The organism is Hafnia psychrotolerans (assembly GCF_014639435.1).
Lineage (GTDB): Bacteria > Pseudomonadota > Gammaproteobacteria > Enterobacterales > Enterobacteriaceae > Ewingella > Ewingella psychrotolerans.
Genome location: NZ_BMFZ01000010.1, coordinates 17582 through 34098 on the forward strand (window position 1 = coordinate 17582; position 16517 = coordinate 34098).

General features: G+C 51.6%; 10 protein-coding genes. 7 read left to right on the forward strand and 3 right to left on the reverse strand.

The genetic code is table 11. From position 1 onward, the window contains the following. Window positions 1-645 precede the first annotated feature (645 nt). The 3 genes from IEV89_RS16895 to IEV89_RS16905 are packed head-to-tail and all read left to right on the forward strand — an operon-like array spanning window position 646 to window position 7331. Window positions 646-1965: an SrfA family protein gene (locus IEV89_RS16895; RefSeq protein WP_188474696.1), complete on the forward strand. Its 1320-nt coding sequence runs from the start codon at window positions 646-648 to the stop codon at window positions 1963-1965. A gap of 3 nt (window positions 1966-1968) precedes the next feature. Beyond that, window positions 1969-4953 (forward strand): virulence factor SrfB, encoded by a 2985-nt coding sequence (locus IEV89_RS16900; protein WP_188474697.1) that lies wholly within the window; start codon window positions 1969-1971, stop codon window positions 4951-4953. Then, a complete protein-coding gene (locus tag IEV89_RS16905; protein WP_188474698.1) occupies window positions 4950-7331 on the forward strand; it encodes a virulence factor SrfC family protein in 2382 nt (793 codons plus the stop codon). Before IEV89_RS16900 ends, IEV89_RS16905 begins: the two co-directional genes overlap by 4 nt. A 52-nt stretch (window positions 7332-7383) precedes the next feature. Here the strand turns inward: IEV89_RS16905 and IEV89_RS16910 are convergent, their stop codons facing one another. Then, window positions 7384-7743 carry a helix-turn-helix domain-containing protein gene (locus tag IEV89_RS16910; RefSeq protein WP_188474699.1) on the reverse strand — a complete coding sequence of 120 codons (360 nt, stop codon included), beginning with the start codon at window positions 7741-7743 and terminating at the stop codon, window positions 7384-7386. A gap of 441 nt (window positions 7744-8184) precedes the next feature. On the opposite strand from IEV89_RS16910, the gene IEV89_RS16915 reads away from it, so the two are divergent. Both IEV89_RS16915 and IEV89_RS16920 read left to right on the forward strand, forming a co-directional pair. Then, entirely contained in the window at window positions 8185-9396 is a 1212-nt protein-coding gene (locus tag IEV89_RS16915; RefSeq protein ID WP_188474700.1) for an efflux RND transporter periplasmic adaptor subunit, read from the forward strand. A gap of 21 nt (window positions 9397-9417) precedes the next feature. Further along, window positions 9418-12567 carry an efflux RND transporter permease subunit gene (locus IEV89_RS16920; protein ID WP_188474701.1) on the forward strand — a complete coding sequence of 1050 codons (3150 nt, stop codon included), beginning with the start codon at window positions 9418-9420 and terminating at the stop codon, window positions 12565-12567. Between the two features lie 85 nt (window positions 12568-12652). Here the strand turns inward: IEV89_RS16920 and IEV89_RS16925 are convergent, their stop codons facing one another. Both IEV89_RS16925 and cybB read right to left on the reverse strand, forming a co-directional pair. After that, the gene (locus IEV89_RS16925) at window positions 12653-13123 is read right to left on the reverse strand and encodes an RrF2 family transcriptional regulator (RefSeq protein WP_188474702.1); all 471 of its coding nucleotides are present in this window, start codon (window positions 13121-13123) and stop codon (window positions 12653-12655) included. A gap of 211 nt (window positions 13124-13334) precedes the next feature. Then, window positions 13335-13901: a cytochrome b561 gene (cybB, locus tag IEV89_RS16930; protein ID WP_188474703.1), complete on the reverse strand. Its 567-nt coding sequence runs from the start codon at window positions 13899-13901 to the stop codon at window positions 13335-13337. A 1127-nt stretch (window positions 13902-15028) separates the two neighbouring features. Between cybB and parA the strand changes: the two genes are divergently transcribed. After that, window positions 15029-15655, forward strand: coding sequence for a ParA family partition ATPase (gene parA / locus IEV89_RS16935; protein WP_188474704.1), 627 nt, complete (start codon window positions 15029-15031; stop codon window positions 15653-15655). Beyond that, a complete protein-coding gene (locus IEV89_RS16940) occupies window positions 15652-15861 on the forward strand; it encodes a plasmid partition protein ParG (RefSeq protein ID WP_188474705.1) in 210 nt (69 codons plus the stop codon). Before parA ends, IEV89_RS16940 begins: the two co-directional genes overlap by 4 nt. Window positions 15862-16517: the final 656 nt, after the last annotated feature.

Genomic DNA, 16517 nt, shown 5'->3' on the forward strand with positions numbered 1-16517 from the left:
CCCTATCTTTCGATATACAGTGAATGCTGCCAATCCCCTGCCAGCCAATAATTAAACGCCATGTGTGCGGAGCCTGCCCATCGAGGTTGAAAATAGAGTATTTTTCTTTTATCAACCGCAACACCGTACTGAGTGCACGCATTATCTATCGATGAAAATATTTTTACAGCTTATTTTTTCGATCTTATTTTTAAATGAGATCTCACTGTATTTTAATGAGTTACTCCCGTTAGTCTTCTTATTAAGCTTGATGCGTTTACATGACGAGAATTAACGTCATATTTATCTCGTTCGTTATTACTATTTATATGCAGGACCCTACCTATCCGACACACGGCAAAACGGCGCTTCATCCTCCAGGCCGGCTGGAATAGATTGTTGGGGAAATACGGCGTCAACAACTCAGGGGCGACAGGTCACATCAATCTTCAGCGGTTCTTTCTTTTTGAGCTCCCTTTAAGCGGTAACGGTGCGGACGGATTCGCTGTTAAACCACCCGGTTGCCTTAAACAAAACCCGCTTTACCCCCTTATTCTTGCGTTTGATTACCGGTCCTTGACGCTAAAATCACCACAATAGCCGATAGTGCATTATTTTCTGTCACTGGCATCTCCTTTTGCATCTCCAATTCGGGGTTATTTTTGCGTGGCAAAATCATTTTTACGTAGTGGAAGTTTGGACGAAATTCTGGCCCTGGGCGAAAACGGCCAGCCGGTGTATGCCTCAGCCCTTCAGTTACGCGAAACGTTACGTCTTCGCAATCAACCGTCTGTCGCCAACGTCCTGGCCATTCCGCAACCCAACGAAGCGGGAGATCGTATTGACTGGTATGCGCCGGTGGCAGGTAAAGTGACATCCTGGCTGGCATCCACTGATGCCGAACGCGCGTCAGCCGTGATGCAGCTCGAACAGTGCCGTGCCATCGCTCACACTTTGTGCCAGAAAGCCTTGAAGTCGGACAAACCCGGGCAACAATTATTTGGAGCACTGCTCGCCAAAGCGATTCAGTTTCCTGACCAGAACCACGTTTATCTGGTAGACGGCAAACCGGTACTGACCTTCTGGGGTTTTGTCCATCTGGATAAAAAGTCCCGCACCGATGCGCTGGACTGCCTGCGTCCGCCAGTCGCGCCACCGGAGAATTCACTGGTCGACACACCGGTCACCGCGGCCAGCAAAGCGGCACCCGTTGTCACACCGAAAGCGCCGCCAAAACCCCAGCCCGATACAACACCAGAAGTCATAGCCGCACCCGTTGCCAAACCCGCCACGGATAAAAGCTGGCTGCGGTTCTGGTGGTTAATTCCCGGGGCTGCTCTGTTGGCAACGCTGGGGATACAGTTAAGCGGCATATTTTCTCCTGCCGTTTCTCCCTCGGTGGAAAAACCCGTGATGCCGGTCGTCGCAGAAAAACGCGCCCTTCCCGCCACACCGGTAATAGAAGAAAAATCGGCCGTTGTTATTCCACCGGCGACCGTCGTGGCGACCCCCGCCGTCGCACCGGTTGCAGTTGAACCGGTCGCCACTCCTCCGGCTCTGCCGGTCGTTGAGCCACAGACTACGCCGGTCGTCCCTGAAAATAAAAACGTCCTGACCATGCCACCAGACTCAATAAAATTAGGCACAGTCAAATTTCTTAACGGCACATGGCGGGTGATCCTCGATATAAAAACGCCGATCACCGGCAAGCCGCCGAGCCTCAAGTATCAGATTAAAAATGGTAAAGGCACCGCACGGATCCTGTATGGAGACGGCACAAGCTGTAAGGCAGAGATCAGTGCCGGGCTGATGAGCTCTGGAAATCTGGTGATTAACAGCCGGTTTAAAGCAAGATGTAGCGACGGTTCGCGCTATCAGATGCCGGAGATCGTCTGTAATCAGGCGTTGACCGGACCCGCAGATTGTAAGGGCCGCTACGACGGCAACACGGTCTTCCCAATGACCCTGAAGCGTGAGAGTAAATAACCGATGCTGGCGACAATCACCGATTACAAACAACGTATTACGCTGATTCAGAACAGCGGTATTCAGTTCCTCGACTTTGCGCTAACGCCGCACATCGATGCCGACCTACCCTATAAATTTGTGCGCAAAAGCGCCAATGGCCCGCTGCTGCGGCTGGATCACGATCCGCTGACCGGCAAATATTCCCTGCCGGTTCCGGGTATGCAGGTTGAAGTCGTGCGCCCTGAGTCCAGTTTTTCACTGGAACAATCGCTGAAGTTGCTGGAAAAAGTGTGGCTGCCACTGCCGTTCCTGCGCTTCACGCCACCGCGTAATTTCTCCGGCGGCCCGGACAACTGGGCTCGCATGCAGATTGTGGCGCTTGACGAACCAGACCAGGAAGGCCATACCCACCGCATCAGTTTGGCGTTCGATACTAAAGTCTATAGTGAAGGTCAGAACAACGAACTGCTGGCCCCCAATGAAAATGACATCAAAACTGGCGTCAGTTTTGCTCTGGCTTTTTATAATGACGAATTGAGCGATTTCCTTGACCTGACTTGGGTGGATGGCTGGCTTCGCGAAGTGTTTGGCCAACAGGCCAGCCTGCGCGAAAACCGCAATCCACGGGATATCAAAACCGCACTACGCGAATTTGAGTATCAGGCGCACTACCTCAACCTGTTGGACATGCTGGGCATACAGTTAGCGGTGCCGGAAATCAAAATCAGCGCCAGCACGCTACAGGAACCGGCCATCAATGTTGACTTGATCCTTGATGTGGGTAACTCGCACACTTGCGGTATTTTGGTGGAAGAGAGCCCGGACGAAAGCAACGGACTCAAGCAGACTTACGAGCTGCAAATCCGCGATCTCAGCGAACCGCATAAGCTCTATAATGAATTGTTCGAAAGCCGTGTCGAGTTTGCCGAAGCGGCATTCGGCAAACAGAATTTCTCGGTGGAAAGCGGCCGTGACGACGCTTTTATCTGGCCGTCGATCACCCGCGTCGGGCGTGAGGCTAGCCGTATGGCGCTGCGACGCCAGGGCACGGAAGGTTCCACCGGTCTCTCAAGCCCGCGTCGTTATTTGTGGGATGAAGAGAGTTACGCGCCAGGCTGGCGTTTTAGTCAGAGCCATCACCGTTCTGAGCAGGAACCGCCGGCGACTGCCCTGCCGCAAACCTTCCTCTTCAATGATGAAGGACAACCGCTGTTTACGCTGCCTGCTGATGAGCGACTGCCGGTGTTTTCACCACATTACAGCCGCAGTTCGCTAATGACCTTCATGCTCTCTGAACTGCTGGCCCAGGCGCTGATGCAAATCAACAGCGTTGCACAACGGATGAAAATGATCCACGCCTCCGCGCCGCGTCAGCTGCGTAACATCATCCTGACACTGCCTTCGGCGATGCCAAAACCGGAGCGCGAGATCTTCCGCCGCAGGATGATTGAAGCCATCGGCGTAGTGTGGAAAGCGCTGGGTTGGCACCCTGCTGATGCCCCTTTTAGCACGCCGGAGCAACAGGCGAGCAGCCTGATGCCCGTGCCGGAAGTGCAGATGGAGTGGGATGAAGCGACCTGCGGCCAGATGGTCTATCTCTATAACGAGTCGCAGGTGAATTTCGCCGGACGCACCGAAGACTTTTTCGCCAGCATGGCACGCCCAGACAAAGAGCTGGCCGAGGGCGAAAGTGTCGGTAAAACCCTGCGCATCGCCTCGATTGACATCGGCGGCGGCACCACCGATTTAGCCATAACGCAATACTGGCTGGACGACGGTGTTGGCAATAACGTTAAAATCCTGCCACGTCTTCTGTTCCGCGAAGGGTTTAAAGTCGCGGGAGATGACATCCTGCTCGACGTGATTCAGCTGTACGTTTTGCCTGCGTTGCAAGGCGCGCTGAAAAAAGCCGGGATCGCCAATACTGAGCCCCTAATGGATAAGCTGTTCGGCCATGAAGGTCGCATGGACGGTTTATCGATTCTTCGCCAGCAGGTAACCCTGCAAATCTTTATACCCGCGGGTCGGGCAATCCTGGAAACCTACGAGACATTTGATCCACTGGATGCCGGTGCCGAAATTGAAACCTGCTTTGGCTCACTTACCGGGCAGTCACCGACGCAAAAAGTGCTTGATCACATCAATAGTGAAGTCCAGCGTGAGTTACCCGGTAACGCCGCGCCCTTCGACATTTTACAAGTGCCGTTGATACTCAACCTGAGCAAACTACATGCTGAGTTTTTATCGCCACGCATGCAAATTACCCAGCAGTTGCGTTCGCTGTGTGAAGTGGTCGCGCTTTACTCCTGTGACGTCTTGCTGCTGACCGGTCGCCCTTCTCGTTTTCCGGGGATCCAGGCGCTGTTTCGCCTATTACAGCCGCTGCCGGCTAATCGCATTCTGTCACTGGATGGCTACCACACCAGCGACTGGTATCCGTTTAATAAACTCGGCCGCATTGAAAACCCGAAATCCACCGCTGCCGTGGGTGCCATGCTGTGTTTGCTGTCCCTCGATCTGCGCCTGAACAGTTTCTACTTTAAGGCCGGCGATTTTCAGCCTTACTCGACCATCCGCTATCTCGGCATGCTCGACAGTCATAATGCCCTGACTGCCGATAACGTCTACTACAGCGATATTGACCTCGATCAGCCGGACTACCAGCTCAGCCAACAGGTGAGTTTCCAGATGCGTGGCCCGCTTTGTCTCGGCTTTCGGCAACTGGATAACGATCGCTGGCCAGCGTCCCCTCTTTATACCCTGTCCATCAGCGACCACAAACTGGCGCGGCGTATTGCGGGTGACAACGTGCTGACGCTGAAACTGAAAGTCAGTAAAGAGGAAAATGCAAACAGCCCGGAAAAAGTGGAAATAGCCGATGCAACATTGCAGGACGGCACCCACATTCCATCTAATCAATTGCGTTTGAAACTTAACACGTTAGCGGCCAGTGGTTCAGGTGCCACCCATTACTGGATCGACAGTGGGAGCGTATTTAAGAAATGAATTCAATAAAGCCTGAGTCACTCAACGGCCAGTTTGCAGCCATCATAAATGGCGTAGATAAGGCCATGGACTGGATTGATGCAAACCGTGTGCTGTCACCCCGTTTACATATGGAAGCTGACCGGCTGAAGCTCAAACTTCGCCGCCAACGTTTTAAATCCCACAATCTTGAAATCTCAGAATCCTGCAATCCCACGATAGGTTTATATGGTCAATCCCAGGCGGGTAAAACGTATTTACTGAATGCTTTAATGGCGGGTGAGAATGGTCGTATAGAAACACTGCTAGGCAACCACATTCTGGATTATTTCAGTCATATTAATCCCAGTCATCAGGCGGGTGGGATGATCACCCGTTTCAGCCGTCAGAAAGATATTATTGACCCCCAGTGGCCTGTCCAACTGGTACTGCTCAGTGAAGCGGATCTAATAAAAATCGCGGCGCTAAGTGCAACACAAACCACGCAGCTGTGGGACCAGCAGCAGATCCTCGCGCATATTCAGAGCCTTTCGATGCATCGCCAGGCGCAGGCCGTTGATGGATTGACCGGTGATGATGTGGTTACGCTTTGGGATGCGCTGGCACGCTTTGATGCTAAAACGGACAAACCACGCGCCCTGCACTTCTGGCCGGCGGCTGTCGATCTGGCGCCTTATCTGAGTGTTGATGATCGGGCACGCTTATTCTCAGTGCTGTGGAATGAGGCGGTGCATACGACGGCGTTCTATCGGCATTTTGCGCACACGCTACAACAGCTTGGCAGCGCTGAGCAGGTGCTCGCGCCGCTCAGTGTGCTGGTTGACGAGCACCTGCTGCCCGCTGACGGCATCATGAGTCCGCTAACGTTAAGCGGTGAATTCGAAGCAGAAAACAATGGGAAAACCGTAGCGGTGCGCCCGTTGCAAAACGACGTCGCAGCTAGCCCGGTCAATATTTCACTGGTGGACCTGACGCTACTGAGTGTGGAGCTGCTGCTGCCGCTGATGTCCGCGCCGCAGGAAACGTTATTTGAACAGGTTGATCTGCTGACTTTCCCGGCTGATATCGACACACATACCCTGGACCGCCCACACAGTCTGCTTTCCCCTGAGATTTTACAGAGTAAAAATGCCTGCCTGCTGGAACGTTATACCGACCGCCAGCACGTCAATCTGCTGATGGTATGCACCGCCGCTGGCGACCGTGAGTCGGTTAAACGCGTAGGAAAAGCACTCGACCACTGGGTAAAACAGGCTCAGGGCGAAAATGTGCAGGTGCGCAGCCGTCGTAAACCGGGATTAATCTGGGCATTGACACCTTTTGATCAGCGCATCACTCATGGCGAGCATTTCGATGAAGCGGTACAACGTTATGTGGGTACGCCAGGTGATGCCTGGGGCACCATGCTGGCGATGGATAAACGCGGTATAGACCGGATGGCAACATGGTTGTCAACGGAGGTCACCGCGCAAAGTAAGCAGGCCCGTGTCACCGAACAGCTCGAAGAGGTGCGCCGGGAACTGGCTGAGAACCTGCTCGGCAGTTGGCATCAACCGGCCGGTGCAGAAGAGCTGCAAAGCAAGCAACGCATCGCGGAAAGTTTGTTAAAAGCGCTGCAAACCCGCGCGGGTGTTCATGGAGAACTCCTCGAACGCCTGCTACCCGCCCGCGAAGAGCTGCGCCGCCTGTATCTGCAACAATCCAACGCGCCGGTGGTTGCGGTACAGAAAACGGGTGCAACGTCACCGCTGGCCACTGAAACCTTCGGCATCGGCATAAGCATTGATTTATTCAGCGAAGATCCGGTGGAAGCGATCGTTACCGAGCAGACTGTCGCACCGGCAGTGGCTGAAACGGATTTCGCCCATAAAGCACAGTATCACTGGGTCAATCATTTACGCAGCTTGCCGGACAATGCACCGCTGGTGGATCTGCTCGGTATTGGTAAACCCGGCGTCGAGATGCTGGTTGAAGAGGTGATTACCGCAGGGATCCGCATGGATGTGGCGGGGAAACTGGCCAACATTCTGGAAGAGACACCGTTTAGCGGTTCAAGTGCCGAAAGCCAGGCCGACCGTCAGGTCTCTCGCGTGTTAACCGTGATGGGTGATTTCGTCGCTTGGTTGGGTTTTCTCAACATTGAAGAGTCACAACGTCCTGACAGTCGCATTAATCGCGGGCATAAAATTTTCGCCCAACCGCCAAAAACCTGGAGCACTTCCCAGCGTCTGACTAAACTGACGCTGGCGCCCGCCAACAATACCGCGTTTTACATCTACGACTGGCTGGTCGCGCTCAATGAGGTCATCATCCACAACACGGGTTATTCTGCCGGACGCGAGATTAGCAAGCCGCAAAGGAAGAAGTTGGGGGATATTTTGAAGATGATAAAAGCGTAATAACACGCCCGGTCGGAGATGGCCGGGCGCGGCTACATAAAGGGCTTCACTATCAGCTGCACATACAGGCGCTGCGTTCCGGTTGGCAATGCAGGTTTTTACGCCAGTCACCGGGCGTTTGTCCAAACTGACGTTTAAAGCTGCGGTTAAAGGATTGTTGGGAATCGAACCCCAGAGAGATTGCCACATTGACGATAGGTTCACCGCTGTTTGCTAATCTTTCAGCCGAAATATTCAATTTTTTTGCACGGATATATTCTCCCAGCGCGGAGCCGGTATGCTCTTTGAACATCCGTTGCAGGTACCATTTTGAGTACCCAGCCCGCTCGGCAACGGTGTTGATATCCAAGCGTTCTTCGAGGTTTTTGTCGATCCACTCAGTTAAATCGTGAATAAAATCAGCCGTTTTCATGTTATCTCTCCCGTCTCAATGACGAAACATAGTGGTTCCGCAATCGTTTTAGCCTGAAGGGATCCATCGATAAATGCAAGTATTATTGTTGCATTAAATATCTCTCAGTGTCGTGGTCTTTTCCGCACCCTATCACTCCCATAAAAAGAGCACATTAAGTGCAACAGTAATTCTTGCACTTTGATAGGCGTCTCCCTACAATCCCTTCAAGTTAATGTATCTTTCATTGATACTTTAAATTAAGCACTGCCCCATTTTCTCGCTGCAAAGTTGCGTCAGTGAACGATGCAATTCGGACTAAAACCCTTCAGGTAAAGGATGTTACTCGTAGATCGTTTCCCAAAAGAGTGAACGTTGCATCGCCAACACAGATGCAGCGTCAAGTATGGCGGGAAAAACGGGTGTATTGCCTCGGACGGTTACTCACTGGAAATAAAAATAATGCTAAACCTGCACAACCCCTTGGTTAATCGGAGCCGTCGCGGTTCCCTTATTGCGCTGCAATTTTCAGCAGTATCACTGTTTATCGCGCTGCTCAGCGGCTGTGACCGCAGCGTGGCACAGAATGCGCCACCTCCGCCACCTGCCGTCAGCGTCGCGAAGGTGGTGACTCAGTCCATCAGCCAGTGGGACGACTTTAACGGACGGATCGAAGCGGTACAAAGCGTGCAGCTGCGCCCGCGCGTCTCCGGGTATATCGATAAGGTGAATTATACCGAGGGCCAGGAAGTGAAGAAGGGTCAGGTGCTTTTCACCATCGATGACCGCACTTACCGCGCCGCACGCGAGCAGGCACAGGCTGAACTGGTGCGCGCACGTAACCAGGCAAGTCTGACTCGCAGCGAGTCAGGCCGTACGGAGAAGTTGATTGGCACTCAGGCCGTCTCAACCGAAATGTGGGAGCAGCGTAAATCGGCCGCATCACAGGCACAGTCTGATGTACTGGCCGCACAGGCGCAGTTAGATATCGCGCAGCTGAATCTGGACTTCACACAGGTCATCGCCCCCATTGATGGTCGCGCCAGCCGTGCGATGATCACCGCCGGAAACCTGGTCACGGCCGGCGACAGCGCCAGCGTGCTGACCACACTGGTATCTCTCAATAAGGTGTATGTCTATTTTGATGTGGATGAAGAAACCTTCCTGCGCTATCAGGCGCTGGCGCGCAACGGCCAGCACATCACTGACCCCGGCACAAAATTGCCGGTCAAAGTGGCGCTAACGGGTGAAGAAGGATACCCGCACACCGGTTATGTTGATTTTACCGACAACCAGCTAAATGCGGGTACCGGCACCATTCGTATGCGAGCAGTGCTCGACAACGCCGATCGCCGTTTTACGCCTGGGTTGTTTGCCCGCGTGCAGATGCCGGGCAGCCCACAGTTCAACGCCATGCTGGTTAACGACCGCGCCATACTCACCGATCAGGACCGTAAATATGTCTACGTGGTGGACAAAGAAGGTAAAGCTCAGCGTCGAGATGTCGAAGTCGGCCGCAAGTACGGTGGATTACGCATTGTGCAAAAAGGCCTGTCCAGTGGCGACAGTGTGATCGTTGATGGCACACAGAAAGTGTTTATGCCGGGCATGTCAGTTGACGCCAAATCTGTCGCGATGATTGCCGCTAACGATGCGCCAGCCGTTTCCCACTAAGACTCCACAGGATCCTGAATCATGGACTTTTCCCGCTTTTTCATCGACAGGCCCATTTTTGCGGCGGTGCTGTCGATACTGATTTTCATTGGTGGCGTGATTTCTATTCCGCTGCTGCCAATCAGTGAATACCCGAACGTCGTACCGCCAAGCGTGCAGGTGCGCGCAACGTATCCCGGTGCCAACCCGAAAGTTATCGCTGAAACGGTGGCAACGCCACTGGAAGAGTCGATCAACGGCGTCGAAAACATGATGTACATGAAATCTGTCGCGGGTTCTGATGGCGTATTGGTCATCACCGTGACTTTCCGCCCCGGCACTGACCCGGATCAGGCGCAGGTTCAGGTGCAAAACCGCGTGTCACAAGCACAAGCGAGGCTACCAGAGGATGTGACCCGACAAGGGATCACAACGCAGAAACAGTCCCCTAACCTGACGCTAGTTGTACATCTGGTCTCCCCTTCCGGCAAGTATGACTCACTGTATCTAAGTAACTACGCCACGCTGAAAGTGAAGGACGAACTGGCGCGTTTGCCCGGCGTCGGACAGGTACAAATTTTTGGTGCAGGAGACTACGCCATGCGGGTGTGGCTGGACCCGAATAAAGTGGCCTCCCGTGGGTTGACGGCGTCGGACGTGGTAGCGGCAATGCGTGAGCAGAACGTGCAAGTGTCTGCCGGCCAGCTCGGTGCGGAGCCGATGCCAACCAAAAGTGACTACTTGCTGTCGATCAATACTCAGGGCCGCCTGCAAAACGAAGAAGAGTTCAGCAATATTATTCTCAAAACCAGCGATGATGGCACCCTGGTGCGTTTACGTGACGTCGCGCGTATCGAGATGGGTTCAGGCAGTTACGCGTTGCGCTCACAACTCAATAACAAAGATGCGGTGGGAATCGGTATTTTTCAGGCGCCCGGCTCCAATGCCATCGACTTGTCTAACGCGGTGCGCGCCAAAATGGGCGAACTGGCTACCCGCTTCCCCGAGGGCATGACGTGGAAAGCCCCCTACGATCCAACGGTGTTTGTTCGTGACTCCATCAGTGCAGTGGTTAGCACGCTGTTGGAAGCGGTGCTGCTGGTGGTGCTGGTCGTTATCCTGTTCCTGCAAACCTGGCGGGCGTCAATTATTCCTCTGCTGGCCGTGCCGATTTCTATCGTCGGGACCTTCAGCGTGCTTTATCTGCTGGGTTTTTCGCTCAACACGCTGAGTCTGTTTGGGTTAGTGCTGGCGATAGGGATCGTGGTGGATGACGCCATTGTGGTCGTGGAGAACGTCGAACGAAATATTGAGGAGGGACTGACGCCTCTCGCGGCGGCACATCAAGCAATGCGGGAAGTGTCAGGTCCTATTATCGCCATTGCTCTGGTGCTGTGTGCGGTGTTCGTGCCGATGGCATTCCTTTCAGGCGTGACCGGGCAATTTTATAAACAGTTTGCGGTGACTATCGCCATTTCCACGGTGATCTCAGCTATCAACTCACTGACGTTGTCACCTGCGCTGGCCGCGCTGTTGTTGAAGCCTCACGGTGCGAAGAAGGATATTCCAACCCGGATTATTGACCGGCTGTTCGGCTGGCTTTTCCGTCCGTTCAACCGCTTCTTCAATAAGAGTTCTGAGCGTTATCAGCAGGGTGTTTCCCGGGCGCTACACCGCCGTGGCGCGGTATTTATGGTCTACGTGCTATTGCTTTGTGCGACCGCGTTTATGTTCAAAACGGTGCCGGGAGGCTTCATTCCGACACAGGATAAACTCTATCTGATCGGTGGAGTGAAGATGCCAGAAGGTGCCTCGCTTGAACGCACTGATGCAATGATCCGCAAAATGAGCGCTATTGGCTTGAGTGTTGACGGTGTCAGCGATTCCATCGCCTTCCCAGGACTGAATGCGTTGCAGTTCACCAACACCCCGAATACCGGCACGATATTCTTTACGCTGAAACCACTGAGTGAACGTACCCGCACAGCAGCGGCGATTAACGCCGAAATCAACGCTAAGATCTCGACACTACAGGAAGGGTTTGCGTTCTCGATTATGCCGCCGCCTATCCTTGGTTTAGGTCAGGGTTCAGGTTATTCACTCTATATTCAGGACCGTGCTGGTCTGGGCTACGGTGCCCTACAGACCGCTGTTAACACCCTATCGGGGGCCATTATGCAAACACCGGGCATGGGCTTCCCTATTTCGTCTTATCAGGCCAACGTGCCACAGCTGGACGTGAAGATTGACCGTGATAAAGCCAAAGCACAGGGAGTGTCGCTGGATGAACTGTTCAGTACGCTGCAAACTTATCTCGGCTCGTCATACATCAATGACTTCAACCGCTATGGACGTACCTGGAAAGTCATGGCGCAGGCTGACGGCCCTTATCGCCAGAGCGTCGAGGACATCGCTAATCTGCGTACACGCAATGACAAAGGAGAGATGGTACCAATCGGCAGCATGGTCAATATCACTACCACCTATGGGCCAGACCCTGTGATCCGTTATAACGGCTATCCCGCAGCGGATATTATTGGTGACGCCGATCCACGCGTGCTGTCTTCAACCGAGGCGATGACCGAAGTGGCCGAACTGGCACAGAATCGGCTGCCTAACGGCATGAACATCCAGTGGACTGACCTGAGTTATCAGCAATCCACTCAGGGACATGCAGCGATGATTGTCTTCCCTGTCGCGATATTACTGGCCTTCCTGGTGCTGGCTGCGCTGTATGAAAGCTGGACGCTGCCACTCGCGGTCATCTTGATTGTGCCGATGACCATGCTCTCCGCGCTGTTTGGCGTATGGCTGACCGGCGGGGATAATAATGTCTTCGTGCAGGTTGGGTTAGTGGTACTGATGGGGCTGGCTTGTAAAAATGCCATCCTGATTGTCGAGTTTGCCCGCGAGTTGGAGATGCAGGGCAAAGGTATTGTGGAAGCGGCGCTGGAAGCCTGTCGTCTACGTCTGCGGCCCATCGTCATGACGTCGATTGCCTTTATCGCCGGGACCATTCCTCTGATCCTCGGCCACGGTGCAGGAGCAGAAGTCCGCGGAGTGACGGGCATTACTGTATTCTCCGGCATGTTAGGGGTGACGCTGTTTGGTCTGTTCCTGACACCGGTGTTTTACGTCGCGCTGCGCCGGTTAGTGACGCGTAAAGAACGCGCTGAGGCCGTGACTGACTGACAGGACTAAAACAGCAAAAAGGTCAGGTAGCAATACCTGACCTTTTTTATGCCTGAATTACGTTGGCGTGACAATCCGCCGCAGATCACTTATCGGCCAATGTATCCTGTCTTTCTTCGGTACAAACACGCTTATCATTGCATTCGAACTGCGCCAGGGCATCCGCAACCGTGTGACGGGCCAGAACATCCAGCGATGCCTCTTCCGCTTCATTCACTACCGATTTGAAATACCAGCAAGCGTTAGCACTGACCAGACAACGTGCCGCGACTTCAGGACGGGCGGCCCATATACGTTTATCATCAATAACGGCGGTGTAGATGTCACGCAGGGTGATTTCGTTGGCCGGACGCCCCAGATGGATAGAACCGTTGCGGCCAAGCGTCGAGATGATGATGCCGTTACGCGTCAGTGGCACCATCAGTTTGCGGATAAAACTTGGGTTAGCTTCCAGACTGGCGGCAAGAACCGCGCTGGTGGAGCGTATGCCCACCTTTTCAGCTACAGCGACGCTAAGTACCATCTGCATCGCCGTCGGAAAGCGAAAATCTAACATGTTATTGTCCTGATAGACGAAGTTCTCAGCGTGATCTGGCGGTTTGCAATGCCAGATCCATGAACGTCAATGGGCAATAATATAACAAATATTGGTGCGTTTTTGAAGTTAAGCCCTGCCCGAGCGCACAGATAGACCACTGGCGCCATGGTTTCTCTGAGGATGAGCAGGCAAAAACACATTGTTGTTAGCAGTGAATTTGAAAGCCAGATTATTGCCCTGACGGAGGACGGTCAAAGTTCTGCTTTGTTTTCCCTGGCATCATGCGCAGTAACGCATTATCTCGCAGAACATAATGATGAAACAGTGCCGCCGCCGCATGCAGACCAATCAGGTAGTAGCCGGTGTTAGCGATCAGTTCATGTAAACCCTTAAGCTGTTTTTGCAAGATGACATCCGGCACCACGCTTTGTGGCATTTTCACGCCAAACAGCAGCCACTCCTTACCGCTGTAGTACATCGATAGAATTCCGAGAACCGGCAAGCTGATAAACATCAGGTAAATCAGGGCATGTGCACCGATGGCGGCCAAGCGCTGCCAGTTTGGTTCAGGCGGCATAATGGCGGGCGTCACATACATGGTTTTTACCAGCAGGCGGACAACCATAAGAACCAGAATGCTAAAGCCTAAGCTGTAATGGGATAAATTGAAGTATTCGCGCCCCGGTGTACCTTTGGGCACAAAACCTTTCAGCTCCATAGAAGCGTAAGTACAGACCACCAGGATAAAAATCAACCAGTGAAGAAAAATCTGAGGCGAGGCGTATTTTGTGCGCATGATGGAGACTCATTGGAAACATTTAAGGCTACCTTACCCATAAAGACTTAAGACGACATTAAGGCCCATACGTGTAGACACTAGCAATCCCATAATCCTTTAATCTTGGGATACTCTAAAATCTCCGAATCTCATGATTTTTGAATCATTGAATCATTGAATCTCAGGATTTTTACTTAGCGTTCCGGGATAGGCAAACCCAAGCATGCGGATGACAGAATCAATAAATCATAGGATTACATAATCCCCAGATTGAACGAGAGTAAGATTCAATAATCCTGAGTGGTGAGGATTATAGGATTTCATGATTGCCGGGATTCATTAAGGCTCATCGTTATGTGATCCTGTCATCTCATCAAATGAGTATTTTTTCAACATAGATGAATTTGGTAATGGAAGCTGAAGCGGTGGTACCCCCACCATGCAAAACTAAGAACTAATATAAGAACCGCCCTTTCCCCTTCATGTCTCCCCTCCCCTGCTGTTCGAGGAAATGGTAAAACTTATACCCCCTTGAAAAGGATTGCATGATTCCGGGATTGTGGGATTGTGGGATTGTGGGATTCTATGATGTTTCATGGATATTGGCATAAGGTTAATTTTTTAATCACAATCGGCTTATTAACATAATCCTGGAATCCTGTCATTCAGGTATCCTATGATGATGTGTGTGCTCGGAAGGTATGAATCCCAATACTATAGAATCCCAGGATTCAAAAATCCCAACCTTACAACATCCTGGGAGGACTATCTCATCCGTTAGTCCTCCCAGGATGACAGAATCCCTGGATGCTGCTACGTGGCGAGAATCAATCTTTGAATCCTATTATCGTGGAATCTCAGGATTCCATAATCCTTTGATGGCAGAATCATATTCTGATGCAGATGTGTGCCAACAACGGCATCCCATAAAAATCCTGTAATCCTGAGATATTAAAATCCTAAAATCCAATGATATTGAAATCCTGATAGGCAAACATTATAGTAGGGGTTAATCATGAGATTCACGGATTCGATAATCACGAAATCCCAAGATAATAAGATGTACGTAATTTAAGATTCCATCATCTTAGGATTCAAGTATCATCGGATTATACAATCCAATAATTCATCACCAAGAGGTTGTTATGGCAGCGAAAGTTATTTCCTTCCTGAACGGGAAGGGCGGGGTAGGCAAAACCACAACGTCGATTAACATTGCAACCTGTCTCGCAAGACAAGGACACAAAGTGGTGATGGTGGATACTGACCCTCAGGGAAGTATCAGCAACTGGTACGATGAAAGTAAATGTCAGTTCGATCTGGCAGAAGCCGGGTCGGAAAAAGAAGTCTATACCGTTAGAAAGCAACTGAAACAATATGACTACGTGGTGATTGACGGTGCGGCGGCTATTTCAGCTATTTCTTCCGCTGCCGTGATGGTCAGCGATCTGGTGCTTATCCCGGTAACACCTTCGCCGCTAGATTTCGCTGCTTGTGGCGCAATTCTTGCCGTGGTCGAAGCTCGCGAAAATCTTCAGCCTGTCATTGCCAGATTTCTTATTACCAAGAAAGTGGCTTCAGCAAAGATGCTAGAAGTGTTGAAAGCGTCCATTGCCGACACTGGCGTTCCTGCACTTCGCACTGGTACAACGCAACGTCAGGTTTATATTCGCACCATGATGGATGGCGGTACAGTATTTGATACCAGCGATGGTAATGCCAAAGGGGAGATCGAGATCATGACCAAAGAAATCACGGAGTTGCTGAAATGAAAATGAAACTGGGACAACATCGTCAGCTTAATAGCGCTCTTGAAGCCGTATCTAAACCCCCAGTGGCTGTGAAGAAACTGCAAACCAATATCGATGAAGATCTGCATAAGAGATTTAAAACCAGCTGCTTTCTGCAGGATCGTGAAATGAAAGATGTTCTGACTGAGCTTATTGAGGGCTGGCTGGTTCACAACGAACGGGGTTAACACAACGTGTGTCTGCTTTAATGCCAGTCACAGTAAGCAGTTACTGGCATATTTCCATTCCCTGTCTTACCGCTAACACAGCGATCCCTTCGCTTGCATGACGCGTTTTTTTCTTAAGCATCGCAAGATCCAATAACTCTTTTGTTTCTTTTTAAGTTTAAACCTTTCTCTTTAGAGGGCTGTTTACTCTTTATTTTTCATAATCTTATGGCACTTTACGTGGAGCTTTTTCCTGTTTCGCGTGGAGATCATTCCTGCTAGATGTGGATCCTTTTCATGATTAATGTAGAACTTTTTCCTGTGGATAAACTTCTGAACGATCAGCAGCTTATCAATGTGGAATGATTTTCTGTGGATATCTTTTAGCATTTGGTGTCTGCCAAAAATGTAGCAGATCAGCCGTGATTTAACAGCATTGTGTCAGAGACTTTGCCACGAGGAACAGGGCGCGGGTGCGATTCTCTAATGTGGAAAGATTTCCTGTGGGGTTTTCAGGATGTTCAATGTGGAGTCATTTCCTGTGACAGCGTCACCCTCTAACCCGTTATGTGGAAAACAAAGCGGGTTGGGTGGCGTTCTTGTCTCTATTCGACAAGAAAATGCTTATGTGGAGTTTTTTCCTGCTGAAGAAGGAAAGGGGGATGTTGAACCAGATA

Bases quoted from the DNA above. Each gene is read 5' to 3' on its own strand.
- IEV89_RS16900 (WP_188474697.1), top strand. From the start codon at position 1,969: ATGCTGGCGACAATCACCGATTACAAACAACGTATTACGCTGATTCAG.
- IEV89_RS16905 (WP_188474698.1), top strand. From the start codon at position 4,950: ATGAATTCAATAAAGCCTGAGTCACTCAACGGCCAGTTTGCAGCCATC.
- IEV89_RS16910 (WP_188474699.1), bottom strand. From the start codon at position 7,743: ATGAAAACGGCTGATTTTATTCACGATTTAACTGAGTGGATCGACAAA.
- IEV89_RS16915 (WP_188474700.1), top strand. From the start codon at position 8,185: ATGCTAAACCTGCACAACCCCTTGGTTAATCGGAGCCGTCGCGGTTCC.
- IEV89_RS16920 (WP_188474701.1), top strand. From the start codon at position 9,418: ATGGACTTTTCCCGCTTTTTCATCGACAGGCCCATTTTTGCGGCGGTG.
- IEV89_RS16925 (WP_188474702.1), bottom strand. From the start codon at position 13,123: ATGTTAGATTTTCGCTTTCCGACGGCGATGCAGATGGTACTTAGCGTC.
- cybB (WP_188474703.1), bottom strand. From the start codon at position 13,901: ATGCGCACAAAATACGCCTCGCCTCAGATTTTTCTTCACTGGTTGATT.
- parA (WP_188474704.1), top strand. From the start codon at position 15,029: ATGGCAGCGAAAGTTATTTCCTTCCTGAACGGGAAGGGCGGGGTAGGC.
- IEV89_RS16940 (WP_188474705.1), top strand. From the start codon at position 15,652: ATGAAAATGAAACTGGGACAACATCGTCAGCTTAATAGCGCTCTTGAA.